This window comes from Nocardia mexicana NBRC 108244 (assembly GCF_001613165.1).
In the GTDB taxonomy this organism is placed as follows: Bacteria; Actinomycetota; Actinomycetes; order Mycobacteriales; family Mycobacteriaceae; genus Nocardia; species Nocardia mexicana.
The window spans coordinates 1-13,899 of record NZ_BDBV01000156.1; the positions used below are offsets into that span (position 1 = coordinate 1).

At 68.4% G+C, this 13,899-nt stretch carries 13 protein-coding genes; 3 read left to right on the forward strand and 10 right to left on the reverse strand.

Features of this window, described 5'->3' with window-relative positions:
* The 5 genes from dnaB to rpsF all read right to left on the reverse strand — a co-directional run.
* The coding region (dnaB, locus tag NM1_RS40085; protein WP_114699728.1) for a replicative DNA helicase at positions 1 to 1,377 on the reverse strand (1,377 nt) is incomplete at its 3' end.
* A 714-nt stretch (positions 1,378 to 2,091) separates the two neighbouring features.
* Positions 2,092 to 2,547, reverse strand: a complete 456-nt coding sequence (rplI, locus tag NM1_RS40090) for a 50S ribosomal protein L9 (RefSeq protein WP_068032980.1) — start codon at positions 2,545 to 2,547, stop codon at positions 2,092 to 2,094.
* A 17-nt stretch (positions 2,548 to 2,564) separates the two neighbouring features.
* Positions 2,565 to 2,834, reverse strand: coding sequence for a 30S ribosomal protein S18 (gene rpsR, locus NM1_RS40095; protein WP_068032982.1), 270 nt, complete (start codon positions 2,832 to 2,834; stop codon positions 2,565 to 2,567).
* Between the two features lie 52 nt (positions 2,835 to 2,886).
* Positions 2,887 to 3,435, reverse strand: coding sequence for a single-stranded DNA-binding protein (locus NM1_RS40100; protein ID WP_068032985.1), 549 nt, complete (start codon positions 3,433 to 3,435; stop codon positions 2,887 to 2,889).
* A gap of 106 nt (positions 3,436 to 3,541) precedes the next feature.
* On the reverse strand, positions 3,542 to 3,832 hold the full coding sequence (gene rpsF, locus NM1_RS40105) for a 30S ribosomal protein S6 (RefSeq protein ID WP_068032986.1): 291 nt from the start codon (positions 3,830 to 3,832) through the stop codon (positions 3,542 to 3,544).
* Positions 3,833 to 4,100: 268 nt separating this feature from the next.
* On the opposite strand from rpsF, the gene NM1_RS40110 reads away from it, so the two are divergent.
* A complete protein-coding gene (locus NM1_RS40110; RefSeq protein WP_068032988.1) occupies positions 4,101 to 5,513 on the forward strand; it encodes a glycosyltransferase family protein in 1,413 nt (470 codons plus the stop codon).
* A 158-nt stretch (positions 5,514 to 5,671) separates the two neighbouring features.
* Here the strand turns inward: NM1_RS40110 and NM1_RS40115 are convergent, their stop codons facing one another.
* Positions 5,672 to 6,211: a CGNR zinc finger domain-containing protein gene (locus NM1_RS40115; protein WP_068032990.1), complete on the reverse strand. Its 540-nt coding sequence runs from the start codon at positions 6,209 to 6,211 to the stop codon at positions 5,672 to 5,674.
* Between the two features lie 83 nt (positions 6,212 to 6,294).
* Here NM1_RS40115 and NM1_RS40120 point away from each other — a divergent pair, with 83 nt between their 5' ends.
* Complete coding sequence (locus NM1_RS40120) at positions 6,295 to 7,221, forward strand: DMT family transporter (RefSeq protein ID WP_246011536.1); 927 nt, start codon at positions 6,295 to 6,297, stop codon at positions 7,219 to 7,221.
* 175 nt (positions 7,222 to 7,396) lie between these two features.
* Here the strand turns inward: NM1_RS40120 and NM1_RS40125 are convergent, their stop codons facing one another.
* A complete protein-coding gene (locus NM1_RS40125; RefSeq protein WP_068032992.1) occupies positions 7,397 to 7,768 on the reverse strand; it encodes a MerR family transcriptional regulator in 372 nt (123 codons plus the stop codon).
* A 49-nt stretch (positions 7,769 to 7,817) separates the two neighbouring features.
* Here NM1_RS40125 and NM1_RS40130 point away from each other — a divergent pair, with 49 nt between their 5' ends.
* Positions 7,818 to 8,915 (forward strand): alkene reductase, encoded by a 1,098-nt coding sequence (locus NM1_RS40130; RefSeq protein ID WP_068032994.1) that lies wholly within the window; start codon positions 7,818 to 7,820, stop codon positions 8,913 to 8,915.
* A gap of 126 nt (positions 8,916 to 9,041) precedes the next feature.
* Here the strand turns inward: NM1_RS40130 and NM1_RS40135 are convergent, their stop codons facing one another.
* The 3 genes from NM1_RS40135 to NM1_RS40145 form a co-directional block, all read right to left on the reverse strand.
* A complete protein-coding gene (locus NM1_RS40135; RefSeq protein ID WP_174556965.1) occupies positions 9,042 to 9,797 on the reverse strand; it encodes an isocitrate lyase/PEP mutase family protein in 756 nt (251 codons plus the stop codon).
* 118 nt (positions 9,798 to 9,915) lie between these two features.
* Entirely contained in the window at positions 9,916 to 11,622 is a 1,707-nt protein-coding gene (locus tag NM1_RS40140; RefSeq protein WP_068033000.1) for a glycosyltransferase family 87 protein, read from the reverse strand.
* 26 nt (positions 11,623 to 11,648) lie between these two features.
* Positions 11,649 to 13,899, reverse strand: a 2,251-nt coding sequence (locus NM1_RS40145; protein ID WP_373864104.1) for a transglycosylase domain-containing protein, incomplete at its 5' end; no start/stop codon positions are given.

Sequence of the window (13,899 nt, forward strand, 5' to 3'; positions counted from 1 at the left end):
GCCGCGCGCCATATCCACGAAGCGGCTGAGGTGCAGCTGGTGGGCGACGGTGATTGTTGCGGTGGGGCCGTTACGGTGCTTGCCGAGGATCAGGTCTGCCTCACCGCCGCGGGGGTCGTCCCGTTCGAACGCATCGGGACGGTGGAGCAGGATGACCATATCGGCGTCCTGTTCTAGTGAACCGGATTCGCGCAGGTCGGAGACCATGGGGCGCTTGTCTGTTCGTTGTTCGGGGCCGCGGTTCAGCTGACTGATCGCGACTACCGGGACCTCGAGTTCCTTCGCCAGCAGCTTGAGGCTTCGGGAGAATTCCGAGACTTCCTGCTGGCGGGACTCGACCTTCTTGCCGGACGTCATCAGCTGGAGATAGTCGACCACCACGAGTCTGAGATCGTGCCGCTGCTTGAGTCGCCGGGCCTTCGCGCGGATCTCCATCATCGTCATATTCGGCGAATCGTCCACGAACAGCGGCGCCTCGCTGATCTCACTCATCCTGCGCGCCAACCGAGTCCAGTCGTCGTCACTCATCCGCCCCGACCGCATATCCCCGAGCTTGATCTTCGCCTCCGCCGACAACAGACGCATCACAATCTCGGTCCGACTCATCTCCAGCGAGAAAATCACACTCGACAACCCGTGCTTCACCGAAGCACTCCGCATGAAATCCATTCCCAGGGTCGATTTCCCGACGCCCGGCCGCGCCGCGACGATGATCATCTGGCCTGGGTGGAGGCCGTTGGTTACCTCGTCGAGTTCGGTGAAGCCGGTGGGGACGCCGAGGGACATGCCGCCGCGGCTGGCGATGGAGTCGATCTCGTCCATCGTGGGCTGCAGCAGTTCCTCCAGGGGCATGTAGTCCTCGCTGGAGCGGCGCTCGGTGACCTCGTAGATCTCGGCCTGAGCGCGGTCGACGACCTCGGCGACGTCCTGGCCGTCGGAGCCGGCGTAGCCGTACTGCACGATGCGGGTACCGGCCTCCACGAGACGGCGCAGAATCGCCTTCTCCGCAACGATTTCGGCGTAGTAGGAGGCGTTGGCCGCGGTGGGGACGGTCTGGGTCAGGGTGACCAGGTAGGGGGCGCCGCCGATGCGCTTGAGTTCGCCGCGGCGATCGAGCGATGCGGCGACGGTCACCGGGTCGGCGGGCTCGCCACGGCCGTACAGGTCTAGGACGGCGTCGTAGACGGCCTGGTGGGCGGGGCGGTAGAAGTCGCCGGGCCGGACCACCTCGACGACGTCGGCGATGGCGTCCTTGCTGAGCAGCATGCCGCCCAGCACCGATTGCTCGGCCGCCATATCGTGCGGCGGCTGCCGACCGAAGTCCTCCCCCGGCGAGTCTGAGTATTCCGAGTGCCCGCGATCATCGACGACTGCCACCCGACTCGACCGTCCTCTCTCATCACGCCCGGGGTCCGAGAGTATCGATGACTTGTTCTACGCCCCGGTACCGACACGTTCGATCCATCTCACAGCGCCGGTCTCGGGTTTGCCGCAGCTCGGAGGAGCCGACTCAGCAAACCGATGATGCGTTCTGCAATACTCGCGAAATCGTGGCGTTCGGGGCGTCGGGTCACGACACCGGGACGAACCTAAGGGACCGGGCTGGGGACTACCAAACCGGACTGTGCACGCCGCTGTGGATAAGTTGGGGACAGTTAACCCGCCGTTGTGCAGGCCCTGTGTATTACCTGGGGAAAAGGCGGCCGAATGGGCAACAGTTCCCAGCTAGACATGGTTTTCCACAGCGATGTCGCTGTGGATTGGCACTGCATCGGCGTGTCGGCCAAGATGAACGGCCGGGCGTGTTGGGTTAACAGTGCTCTGCCACGTTATGGCGTGGATCACAATGCGAATGGTCGGTTTGCCGAGTTCTCCCCAAACCATCCCGAACTGGGACGAAGCGCACCGAGATCATTCGCCGACGGTATCCCCCGCGGTCACCTAAGGCAACAGCTAATGATCAGTTAATCGATAGGTTGCCCAGATGCGGGCAGCCGAAGACCACCTCCGTACCGAAGGGCACGGAGGTGGTCCATGACGAACATTCGCGCGACACCGCCCGATTGCCTCGCGGCCGCCGGGCGGCGGGCGTCACTCGCCGGCGACGACCTGCAGGTCGAACTTGGCCGCCACATCCGGGTGCAGATGCACCACGACACCGTGCTTGCCGGTGCTCTTGATGTGCGTCTTCGGCAGCTCGATGCTGCGCTTGTCGACGACCGGGCCACCGGCGGCCTTGAGGGCGCCCGCGACATCGGCCGAGGTGACCGAGCCGAACAGCTTGCCGGTGCCGGCGGTCTTCACCGACAGCGACACGCCCTCCAGGCCCTCGATGGCCTGCTTCAGCTCGTTGGCGTGGTCGAGGTCGCGCACGCGCCGGGCGTCCTGCGACCGGCGGATGCCCTCGACCTGCTTCTGCGCGCCCCGGGTGGCCGGAATGGCCAGGCCGCGCGGCAGCAGGAAGTTGCGGCCGTAGCCGTCCTTGACCTCCACGGTGTCGCCGGGCGCACCGAGGTTGTCCACATCAGCAGTCAGAATCAGCTTCATCGTCGTGTGCCTCCCTCTCAGCGAGCCGTGGACACGTACGGCAGCAGCGCCACCTCGCGGCTGTTCTTCACCGCGACGGCGACGTCACGCTGATGCTGCACGCAGTTGCCGGTGACGCGGCGGGCACGGATCTTGCCGCGGTCGCTCACGTACTTCCGCAGCAGCGTCGTGTCCTTGTAGTCGATGGCGGCCGCCTTCTTGCCGTCCTTGGCGGCAGCCTTGCTCTCCTTGCAGAAGGCACAAGCCTTCTTCTTCAGCACCTTTTCGCGCGCCGGTGCTTTGGCCATTGTCTTCTTCTCCGTTACGCCTGGGAGCCGTTGGGCCCCTTATGAAGCCGTCCTAGAACGGCGGTTCGTCGTCCATTGCGCCGCCCCCGAAGGAGCCGGCTGCGGGGGCGCTGCCCCAGGGGTCGTCGCCGCCGCCGGAATTCTGCTGTCCGCCGCGGTTACCACCACCGGAGCCGCCGAAGCCCCCACCACCACCGGAGCCGGTACCGCCACCGAAGCCGCCGCCTCCGCCGCCGCGCGAGGTCTTGTTGACCTTCGCGGTGGCGTAGCGCAGGGAGGGACCGATCTCGTCGACCTCGAGCTCGACGACCGTGCGCTTCTCGCCCTCGCGGGTCTCGAAGGAGCGCTGCTTCAGTCGTCCGCTCACGATCACGCGAGCGCCTCGGGTCAGGCTCTCGGCGACATTCTCCGCAGCTTCACGCCAGATGTTGCAGCGCAGGAACAGCGCCTCGCCGTCTTTCCATTCGTTGGTATTACGGTCGAACGTGCGGGGTGTCGATGCCACGGTGAAATTTGCCACCGCGGCGCCCGCCGGCGTGAATCGAAGTTCCGGATCGGCCGTCAAATTTCCGATGACGGTGATGACCGTGTCGCCTGCCATGATTCCTCCTGCTCTCCGGTGCAGTCCGATGCGCACTCGCTTGTTGCGCTAGAGCCTAGAGACAGGCACCGACGACTACGAGTGCGGTTCGCTCTCCGAGAGGGGATTACTTCTTGTCGTTGCGCAGCACCTTGGTGCGCAGCACCGACTCGTTCAGCCCCAGCTGACGGTCGAGCTCGCTCACGGTGTCGGGCTCGGCGGTCAGATCGACGACCGCGTAAATGCCTTCGCTCTGCTTGGCGATCTCGTAGGCCAGGCGGCGGCGACCCCACAGGTCGACCTTGTCGATCTTGCCACCCTGCTGGGAGACCACGCTGAGCATCTTGTCCAGGTTCGGACCGACGGTACGCTCATCCAGGTTCGGATCGAGAATGACCATCACTTCGTATTGACGCACGGGAACCCATCACCTCCTGTGGACTGAGAACGGCCCACGGACGGTCCGTGGGCAGGAGGGTCGTTGCGTCAGCAACCCGGTAAGGCTACATGAGCTGGGGTTGTGCGGCGAAATCGGCCCCGATCCGGGGAGGAGCCGGGCGGCTCCCGGGCCGGGCACATATCGTGGGGTCCATGTCGAACCGACTCGCCACGCGCGCCGCCGTGGTGGGTGCGTCGGATCCGGAGGAGGCGGCGTGCCGAACCGCGTAGCCCTCCCGCCGCGGCGCATGCCGAAAACGGTACGTCCGGCGGGCGTGACCGCAGCCGTCACGGCGACGTTGCTGTGCGGGGTCATGCTGGTGCTCGCCTACCTCAACAAGGCGCGCTGCACCGGTGGGCCGTTCACCGCTGAGGGCCGCAGCGAGATGTTCGACAGCATCAAGGATTCCGACGTCTGCTACTCCGATATCCAGTTCTTGTGGCTCGGGCGCAGCATCAACGAGCACGTCTTCCCCTACATCAGCGGCGGCATCACGCCCGACGGTGCGCTGACCGGCGGGGCCGTGGAGTATCCGGTGCTCAGCGGGCTGCTGATGTGGCTGGGCGCGGCGGGCGCGGAGGACGACGCCGTGTTCCTGCTGCACTCGGCGCTGCTGCTGGCGCCCTTCGCGCTGCTGACGGCGTGGATGCTGGGCCGGCTGTCCGGTCCGGCGGCGCTGCTGTGGGCGGTGGGGCCGCCGCTGCTGCTCTACGCCTTCCACAACTGGGAGCTGCCCGTCGTGTGGACGTCGGTGGCGGCGATGTATGTGGTCACCGCGCTGACTCGATATTCGTTGCGGGCGAGGGCGATCGCGGCCGCGGTGCTGCTGGGGATCGGCTTCTGCCTGAAACTGTATCCGGGGATATTCGTGCTGCCGCTGCTGGTCTACGTGCTGACCGGTGGTGTCGCTCACCGGGCGGGGTCGCCTCGGGACGGGGCCGCGGTGCCGCATGGCGACGACTTCGATTCGCGCGCGGGTGCTTACGACGTGCGCGGGGCGCTGGCGGTCGCGGGTGCGGCGATCGCGACCGTGGTGGCGGTGAATCTGCCGTTCGCCCTCGCCGGATACGAGGGGTGGCGCGCCTCGATCACCTTCCAGCAGTTGCGTCAGGCCGACATCACCACGAATTCCATCTGGTATTGGGGGCTGCGTCCGATGTTCGGGGACGCGCCCGGCAGCGAGCAGTCGTTCCAGGACGTGGTCTCGGCGGCGTCGCCCGTACTGGTGCTGGTGTCGTTCCTGGTGGCGATGCTGCTGGGGTGGCGGCGGTTTCAGGCGGGCGAGGCCTTTCCCTGGATCGGTGTGAGCGGTGCGATGCTGTGTGGATTCCTGCTGTTCCACAAGGTGCATTCGCCGCAGTACACGCTGTGGCTGATCCCGTTCCTGGTGCTGCTGGAGGTGCCGTGGTCGGCGATCGCCGGGTATCTGGTGGCCGACGCCGCGATCGGGATCGGGGTCTTCCGCTACTTCTACGCGCTGGGCGCGGGTGAGTCGGCCGACATCCAGCAGCACATCGTGCAGTTCGGTGTCTGGGGCAGGGCCTTGCTGCTGGTGTTCTTCTTCTTCGCCTTCCTGCGGGCGGACCTGCGCGGACGCAAGCCTGACCCCGCGCCGGTGCCCACGTATCCGCGCGGGGAACTGGTTCCGGTTCATCGCTGAAAGGCATGTTCCCGCAGGTATTTCCACACACGCGGTCGATATTTCATGCATGGCGGTGCGTTCCCCGAGAGTGCGGTCCGCGCCAGGGTCGTAGTGCGCCGTGCCGGAGGCTGCGGCTACCCGTGGCGCGCTAGGCCGGGGCCGCGGCGTGTTGGTGATTACGTCGTGCCGTGCCGGGCGCGGAAGGCGGCGCTCTTGGCGCGGTTGCCGCAGCGGGCCATATCGCACCAGCGGCGGGTTCCCGCGCGGGAGGTGTCGACGTAGAGCCGGGTGCAGCCGTCGCGGCCGCACTGCTTGACGCGTCCGCGATCGGATCCGCCGAGCAGTTCGACCGCCGAGCGGGCGATGGCCGCCAGGGCGGCGTCGACGGTGCCCGAGCGCCGCACCGTCGCATCCGATTGCAGGACGACATGCGGCGCCTCGCCGCGCGCTACCTCGTTGACCAGGGCGCGATCGGCCTCGCCGAACGGTTGGTCGCGCATGGCGGCCACGGCCAACCGGTAGGCGGCCTCGCGCAGGTCGACGGCGCGTCGCAGTGCGGTCTCGTCGCAGTCGGGTGCGGCGTCGAGGAGCTCGGCCTCGACCAGCCAGTGCGCCAGATCCGCGGGTGCGACAAGTCGCTCGAGGCGATCGGTGGTCCGGGAGTGGACCGTGCCGGCGAAGTCCAGCGCCAGATTTCCGCTGACGAAGGTGTACATGTCCCGATAGTAACCGGCTTGACAGGTTATCCGCACACCTGCCAACGTAGTAACCGGTCTAGATGGTTACTTGGGAGGTCCTGGTGAAGACTCGTCTGATGGACACGGCCGCGCCGGCGGCCTTCGTACTGATGTGGAGCAGCGCGTTCATCGTCGGCATCATCGGAGTCGGGGCCGCACCGCTGTTCCTGGTGCTGTTCGCCAGGTTCGGCCTGGCCGCGGTGGCCCTCACGCTGTACGCCCTGGCCGTGGGCGCGCGGTGGCCGCGCGGGGCGCAGCTGGGGCACGCCGTCGTCGCGGGCCTGTTGATGCAGGTGGTGCAGTTCGCCGCGTTCTACACCGCGATGGCCGAGCATGTGTCCGCCGCCGTGATCTCCCTGGTGCAGGGCCTGAATCCGGTGGTGATCGCGTTGTTCGCGGGGCGCGTGCTGGGCGAGACGGTCACGGTCCGGCAGTGGCTGGGATTCGGGATCGGCGGCATCGGCGTCGGGCTGGCGGTGATGGATCAGTCCGCGTTCTCGGTGGCGGGGCTGCTGCTGTGCATCGTCGGCCTACTGGGCCTGAGCCTGGGCACGGTGTACCAGAAGCGGTTCACGCCCACGATCGACTCCCGCAGTTCCACGGCGGTGCACGTCATAGTGAGCGCGCCGGTGGCGGGTTCGATGGCATTGGCGGGCAACGATTTTCACGTCGCCGACTGGGGTCGCTTCGGCGGCGCGCTGACCTGGATGGTGCTGATCAATTCGATGGGCGCGTTCCTGCTGCTCAATGCGATGCTGCGGCGCTGGGACACCACCCGGGTCGGCAAGCTGTTCTTCGTCACGCCCGCCGTCACCGCGATCATGGCGTGGCTGCTGATCGATCAGCCGTTGCGCCCGTTGACCATTGCCGGTCTCGCCGTGGGCGTCGTCGGCATGGTGCTGGCCTCACGCCGGGCGCGAGGCGTGGACGCCGGGGCGAACGCCGCCGCCGATCAATATCGACGCGCGGAACCGATCGCTGCCCGTTGATCGCTGCTGTCGTGCTTGGTTCGCATGAATCAAGCAGCTGGACAACACCTCTCGTCAACGTGGCTCGGCGTTGATCGTGCGAATCCGCAAGCGCTATATCCGCGTCGCGCTCTCGGTTGGCGGCCGCGGAGGCACCGTTCGAACCCGGACGCGGGTGAGAGGTCGCCCGCCCGTATCAGCTCTGGCTCGGCTCGCCCTCTGCCGCGCGGATGACGTCGTCGAGTACCTCGCGGGTGCGGTGCAGGTCCTTGATGCAGGCGTCGATGCGGGCGCGCTCGGCGGTGAGGGTTTCGGTGAGCCAGGGGGTAGCCTTGGCGCTCGGGGTGCCGTCGGAATCGTTGATGCACGGCAGCAGTCCGGCGAGGATGCGGCTGGGCAGGCCCGCGGCGAACATCTCCTGGATGCGGATCACCCGCTCCACCGCGGCCTCGGGATACTCGCGCTGCCCGCCCGGCGTGCGGGTGGCGGCGAGCAGACCCTGGCTCTCGTAGTAGCGCAGCGACCGGACGCTCACTCCGGTGCGTTGCGCCAGGTCACCGATTCGCACGGGCTCGCTCCTTGCACCTGACATTGATGTCAGGTTTTACCTTACGCCCATGAAGTTGCTGACCGAATTTCACGCCCCGCACCTCACCGTCCCCAACCGGGTGGTGATGTCCCCGATGACCCGCCTGCGCTCACATGCCGACGGCTCGCCCACCGCGGATGTCGCGGACTACTACACACAGCGATCGGCCGCGGGCCTGATTGTCACGGAGGGAATCTGGCCCCACAGCAGCGGCCAGAGCGAGGCGTGGGTGCCGGGCCTGCAGACGGCCGGGCACGTCGCGGCGTGGCGGCGGGTGACGGAATCGGTGCACGCGGCGGGCGGGCGGATCTTCGCCCAGCTCATGCACGGCGGGCGCAAGGGGCATCCGCTGGCCCGCATCGATGGGTCGCTGCCCGCCGGTCCGTCCGCGGTATCCGACGGTGACGTGCTGCACCTGATCGACGGTGGGAAGGCCGAATCGCTCACACCGCGCGAGATGACCCGGGCCGAGATCGCCGCCGCCGTCGAGCATTACGCCGCGGCCGCAGGCAACGCCGTGGACGCGGGTTTCGACGGTGTCGAGATCCACGCCGCCAACAGCTATCTGGTGCACCAGTTCCTCGCCGACAACACCAACCTGCGCGAGGACGAATACGGCGGCACGCCCGTCAACCGGATGCGTTTCGCCTTGGAGGTCACCGATGCCGTTGCGGCACAGGTGGGTTCGCGGCGCACCGCGATCCGCCTGTCGCCGGGCAATCCGCAATTCGGTATGCGCGAGGACGATCCGGCGCCGCTGTATCGCGCGCTGGTCGCCGAGCTCGACCGCCGCGACCTGGCCTACCTGCACCTGACCGACAACGACGACTATCCCGCCCTCGCCGACCTGCGCCCGCGCTGGCGCGGGACGCTGATCGCGAATGTCGGGGAGAACCACGAACCGACCTCCGCCGAGGCCGCCGAGCGCGTGCTGCGCGCGGGTCATGCCGACCTGGTGTCCTTCGGTCGCGCCTTCATCTCCAACCCCGATCTGGTGCAACGGATTACGCACGGCCACCCGCTCGCGCCGATCCGCGAGCAGGTGCTCTACGGGCAGACCGCCGAGGGCTACACCGACTATCCCGCCTGGGAGAACGCGGTCGTCGGCACCGAATCCGCCGCGTGAGCGAACCGCCGCTGATCCGCGAACCCTCGGGCCGGGTCGTGCCGCCTACCGTACGAGGTCACGACTCGGTCCGAGGCTCGGCGTACCTTGGTCCGATGCCTGTCGGAGCGCCGCACCGCTGCGTTTTCATTTCCAGCGCTGCAGCAGCCGCTGGACCTCCGTATTCAACGCGCGCTGCAGGAACGGGCCGAAACTGACTCGGGCGACGCCTAGTTCGGCGAAATAGCCCGGACCGCCGAGTTCCGGCATGCCGATCGCATTGACCGGCAACGGCAACTCGGCGCACAGGCGGCGCTGGGTGTCCGCATCGTGACGGCCGACCGGATACAGCACATCCGCTCCCGCCTCGGCGGCCAGAAGGAGCCGGGCGATGGCGCGGTCGACACGATCCTCGGCCGGTCCGATCTCGCGCAGCACCACATCGGTGCGGGCGTTGATGACCACGTGCACCCCGGTCGCATCCGCGGCCTGTCGCAGTGCCGCAACGAGATCGGCGTGCTCCTGCGCCTCCCGCAGCCGCCCGCCCTCGGCATGCACGGTGTCCTCGAGGTTGAATCCGACGGCCCCCGCCTCGAGCAGGCCCTCGACGAGTTTCTCGGGCGCCTGGGAGTAGCCGGATTCGAGATCCACCGATACGGGGATATCCACGGCAGAGGTGATCTCGCGGATTCGGACCAGCACGTCCGAGAAGGCCATACCCTCCGCATCGGGCTTGCCCACCGACTCGGCCAGCGGATGGCTTCCTACCGTGAGGCCCGAGAAGCCTGCCTCCTGCACCAGCACCGCCGACCAGGCGTCCCAGGCCGTAGGCAGGATCGCGGGATCGCCGGGCCGATGCAGGGCGAGGAAGGCCGACGCGCGGTCGCTCAGAGAGGTCATGATCGCGATCCTCCCGGAGACGGCTCGGCCGCGCCAGCGCCAGTCGGGCCTCCGATTCGTGGACCACTTCCGCGCCCGACCGCATACCGGTTCGCGGCGCCGCCCGCAGGGAACTCCGGGTTCAGCGGGCCGCCGGGACGGGAGCCGGGGGTGTCGCGGACGACGTCGGCCGCGGACGCAGCGCACCCGGCAGCCACGGCAGCAGCGGATCGGACGCCCGGTCCAGCACGCCGCCGACCGGATCGTCCACGCCGTCGCCGCGCACCAGATCCTCCGACGGCCGGTAGATCTGCCGAATGATCAACGCGCACAATCCGATCACCGCCAGGTCGCGCAGCACCACGGCGCCGGTGAACCACTGCTCGGGCACGCCTTTCTTGTCGGTGCCGAGGTAGTAGTACATGCGCGGGAACCACACCAGTGCGTCGATCGTCATCCACGCCAACAGGATTCGCCGATGCGGCAGCGCCAGCACCGCCAGCGGCACCAGCCACAGCGAGTACTGCGGGCTCCACACCTTGTTGGTCAGCAGGAACGCCGCCACCACCAGGAACATCAGCTGCGCCAGCCGGGGCCGCCGCGCCGCCGTCAATCCGATGTACGCGATCGCGGCGCAGGCGCAGGCGAACAGCAGCAGCGACACCAGGTTCAGCACGCTCGGTGGCTCCGTCGCCGTCAGCGGCCCGTCGAAGCCCTCCCATCCGGTGAAGGAGGTGACCACGTTGTACAGCGAGTCCGGGTCGGCGTGGCGTTCGGTGTTGAGCCGGAAGAACTCTCGCCAGCCCGCGGCGAAGGGCAGGGCGATGGGCAGATTCACCAGCAGCCAGGCGCCCGCCGCCGCGAGGGTCGCCACCCCGGCGGAGCGCAGCGGGCTCAGCCGCGCGTCGGCAAGGTACTCGCGCAGCCCGTGCAGGACCCCGCCGCGGTCGCGCAGGCGCTCCCGCAGCCCGGTCAGCCGGTGGCGATTGTCGGCGCGCAGGCAGAGCACCAGGATCGGGCCCAGCAGCAGCAGCGGATACAGCTTCACCGCACCGCCCAGGCCGAGCAGCACACCGGCCAGTACCGGCCGGCGCCGCGACCACGCCAGCAGGCCGGTAGCGGCGCACGCCGTCGCCAGGGCGTCGAAATTGGTGAACGCGTGCACCAGCACCAGCGGCGACGCCGCCACCAGCGCGGCATCCCACACTCGCCGCCCGGACAGCCGGGCCGAGGCCCACAGCGTCACCAGCCAGGCCAGCGCCAGACCGACGACCGCGACGTTGAAATACACCACCACGGGCAGCGCGCCGGGCAGCCGCAGCTGCTCCCAGGCGTTGGAGACCTGCATGGCCGCGTACTGATACAGCCCCGCCAGCACCGGATACTCCATGTACCGGGCCTGCGGCTTACCGTCGGCGCCGAATTCGGTCCACTGCTTCTTGTACGGGAACGCGCCCTCGTCGAGGTGCTCGGCGCCGTAGAGCGGAACGGTGTCGGAGTAGCACATCGCCACGTATTGGCGGCCGTTGTTCCAGTCCAGGGTGAGGCCGCCCGCGCCGTCGGAGGTCTGCTGGATGCAGCCCGCCTTACCGGCCCAGCTCAGCGCCAGGAAGACCACGGCGATCGCCAGCATCACCCGCAGCGGCGTCCAGAACCGGGTGCGGCCGATCAGCGCGTGGTCGCCGACCGGGCCGCCGATGGCGGTGGACAGCTGCGCGGTCAGCGAATCGGTACGGCTGGGTTTGTCACGCCAGTCGGCCGACCGCAGATCCGGTGCCGGCGCCGCCGGGGACGTGTAGCCGCGCGTGTCGTCGGCGTCCGCGCTCCCGGCGGCGGGTCGGTTCACCAGTTGCTGCTCGATCACGGATCTCGAGGCTACCGTTGCCGCGGCGAGGCACCGTTCCCTGTCCCCGGCGAATTACCGTCGCCGGCACCGGGTTCCCCTGTCGGGGCGACGGGCTGACCGGGCAGCGGGCCCTGGCCCGAATCCTGCTGCTGGCCCTGTCCCTGCTGGCCCTGCGGCTGCTGCCGCTGCTGTGACTGCGGATTGGGCACCAGGCCCGGCACCGGAATGGTGACACCCGGCAGGATCTCCACCTGCGACGGCTGCACCACCACCGGCGGGACGAAGTCCTGAGTGGTCGACGGCGCGGTGTAGGCCGCGGTCCACGACGGCACGCCCGCCTGGCCCGCGATCGGGGCGGGCTTCGGGAAGTTCTCGTTGGGCGTGCCCTTCAGGGCCCCGTCCATGGTGTCCTTCCAGATGTCCGACGGCAGGCCCGAACCGTAGATCATCCCGCCGCTGGCGTTGCGCAGCTTCTCGCCCTGTTCGGTGCCGATCCACACGGCCGTCGACAGCGACGGGGTGTAGCCGACCATCCAGGCGTCGCGGTTCTCGCCCGTCTCACCGAGCTGGGCGGTACCGGTCTTGGCCGCCGAGGCGCGGCCGCCCGCCAGATCGTGGTGCCGCGACCAGCCCGCGATCGGCTGCATCGCCGAGGTCACGTTGTCGGCGATCGGGGCCGGGACCCGCTGCTCGCCGGCGACATCGCCGCGGTCCAGCAGCACCTCGCCGTCGGCGGTCACGACCTTCGAGACGAAGTGTGGCTTGTGGTACATGCCCGAGGCCGCCAGCGTGGCGTAGGCCGAGGCCATGTCGAGCGGCCGGGCCTGGTACTGACCCAGCACGATGCCGTTGTTCGGCGGACCGCCGTCGGGATCGACCAGCGTCTTGCCCACGCCCGGGATGGTGTCCGGGATGCCGAGCTTGTGCGCCATGTCGGCGATCTTCTGCGGGCCGCCCTTCATATCCAGCTGCATCCGATAGAAGCTGGTGTTCAGCGATCGCTTCAGCGCCTCGGCGATGGTGCAGGTGCCGCAGGATTCGCCCTCGACGTTGGTGATCTTGATGCCGTTCACCGTGAGCGGCCCGCTGTCGTACATCGTCGACAGCGGCTTGCCCTGCTCCAGGTTCGCCGCCAGGCCGAACGCCTTGAACGACGAGCCCGGCATCAGGCCCGCGTTGGCGAAGTCGTAACCCTGGCCGTCCTGCCCGCCGTAGTAGGCCTTCACCGCGCCCGTCTTCGGGTCGACCGACACCACCGCGGTGCGCAACTGGTCAGGCTCGCCCTGCATGTTCTTCTGGGCTGCGTTGACCGCCGCCTGCTGCATCTTCGAATCGATCGTCGTGGTGATCTGCAGGCCCTCGGTGTTCAGCTGGGTATCGCTGATGCCCGCGTCGGAGAGCTCGCGCATCACCTGCCGCTTGATCAGCCCCTCCGGGCCGGAGCCCGCCGGGTCCTCGCTGGCCTCGCTCTGCGAGCGCACGTGCGGGTAGGTCATCTTCTGCCGGTCGGCCGCCTGCAGGGTGCCACCCCCGACCATGCCGTCGAGGACGTAGTTCCAGCGCGACTCGGCGCCCTTGGGGTTGACGTCCGGATCCAGGCCGTAGGGCTGCTGGATGGTCGCGGCCAGCACGGCACCCTCCTCGACGGACAGTGCCTGCACCGGCTTGTCGAAGTAGGCGTGGGCCGCCGCGTCGATGCCGAAGGTGCCGCGGCCGAACGGGATGGTGTTCAGGTAGGCGGCGAGGATGTCGTCCTTGCTCCACTGGCGGGCCATCTTCGCCGAGATCACCAGCTCGCGCATCTTGCGGGTGACCGAGCGCTGATTGCCGACCAGGGAGTTCTTGACGTACTGCTGAGTGATCGTCGAGCCACCGCCGGCGCTGTCCTTACCCATCGCGTTATCGCGCGCGGCGCGGACGAAACCGGAGATCGAGAAGCCCGGGTTGGTGTAGAAGTCCCGGTCCTCCGCCGCCAGCACGGCATTGCGCACGTGCGGCGGGATCTGATCGATGGCGACGTCGGTGCGGTTGCCCTCCGGCGGCACGATCTTGCTGATCTCCGAGGTGCCGTCGGCGGCGAGGATCGTGGCGACCTGATTGGTTTTGAGGTCACCGGGCTGGGGCACCTTGGCCGTGGTGTAGGCGACCAGGAAGACGGCGCTGGGCACCACGATGGCCAGGGCCACCATCACGTACAGCACGCGCCGCACGATGCGCCACGGCGACTTCTTCTTCGCCTGCGGGCGGCGGCTCCCGCCGGAGCCGCCGGAACCGCCGCCG

Excerpts from the sequence above, each read along its gene's own strand:
- rplI (WP_068032980.1), bottom strand. The coding sequence starts at position 2,547 with ATGAAGCTGATTCTGACTGCTGATGTGGACAACCTCGGTGCGCCCGGC.
- rpsR (WP_068032982.1), bottom strand. The coding sequence starts at position 2,834 with ATGGCCAAAGCACCGGCGCGCGAAAAGGTGCTGAAGAAGAAGGCTTGT.
- NM1_RS40100 (WP_068032985.1), bottom strand. The coding sequence starts at position 3,435 with ATGGCAGGCGACACGGTCATCACCGTCATCGGAAATTTGACGGCCGAT.
- NM1_RS40110 (WP_068032988.1), top strand. The coding sequence starts at position 4,101 with ATGCCGAAAACGGTACGTCCGGCGGGCGTGACCGCAGCCGTCACGGCG.
- NM1_RS40115 (WP_068032990.1), bottom strand. The coding sequence starts at position 6,211 with ATGTACACCTTCGTCAGCGGAAATCTGGCGCTGGACTTCGCCGGCACG.
- NM1_RS40130 (WP_068032994.1), top strand. The coding sequence starts at position 7,818 with ATGAAGTTGCTGACCGAATTTCACGCCCCGCACCTCACCGTCCCCAAC.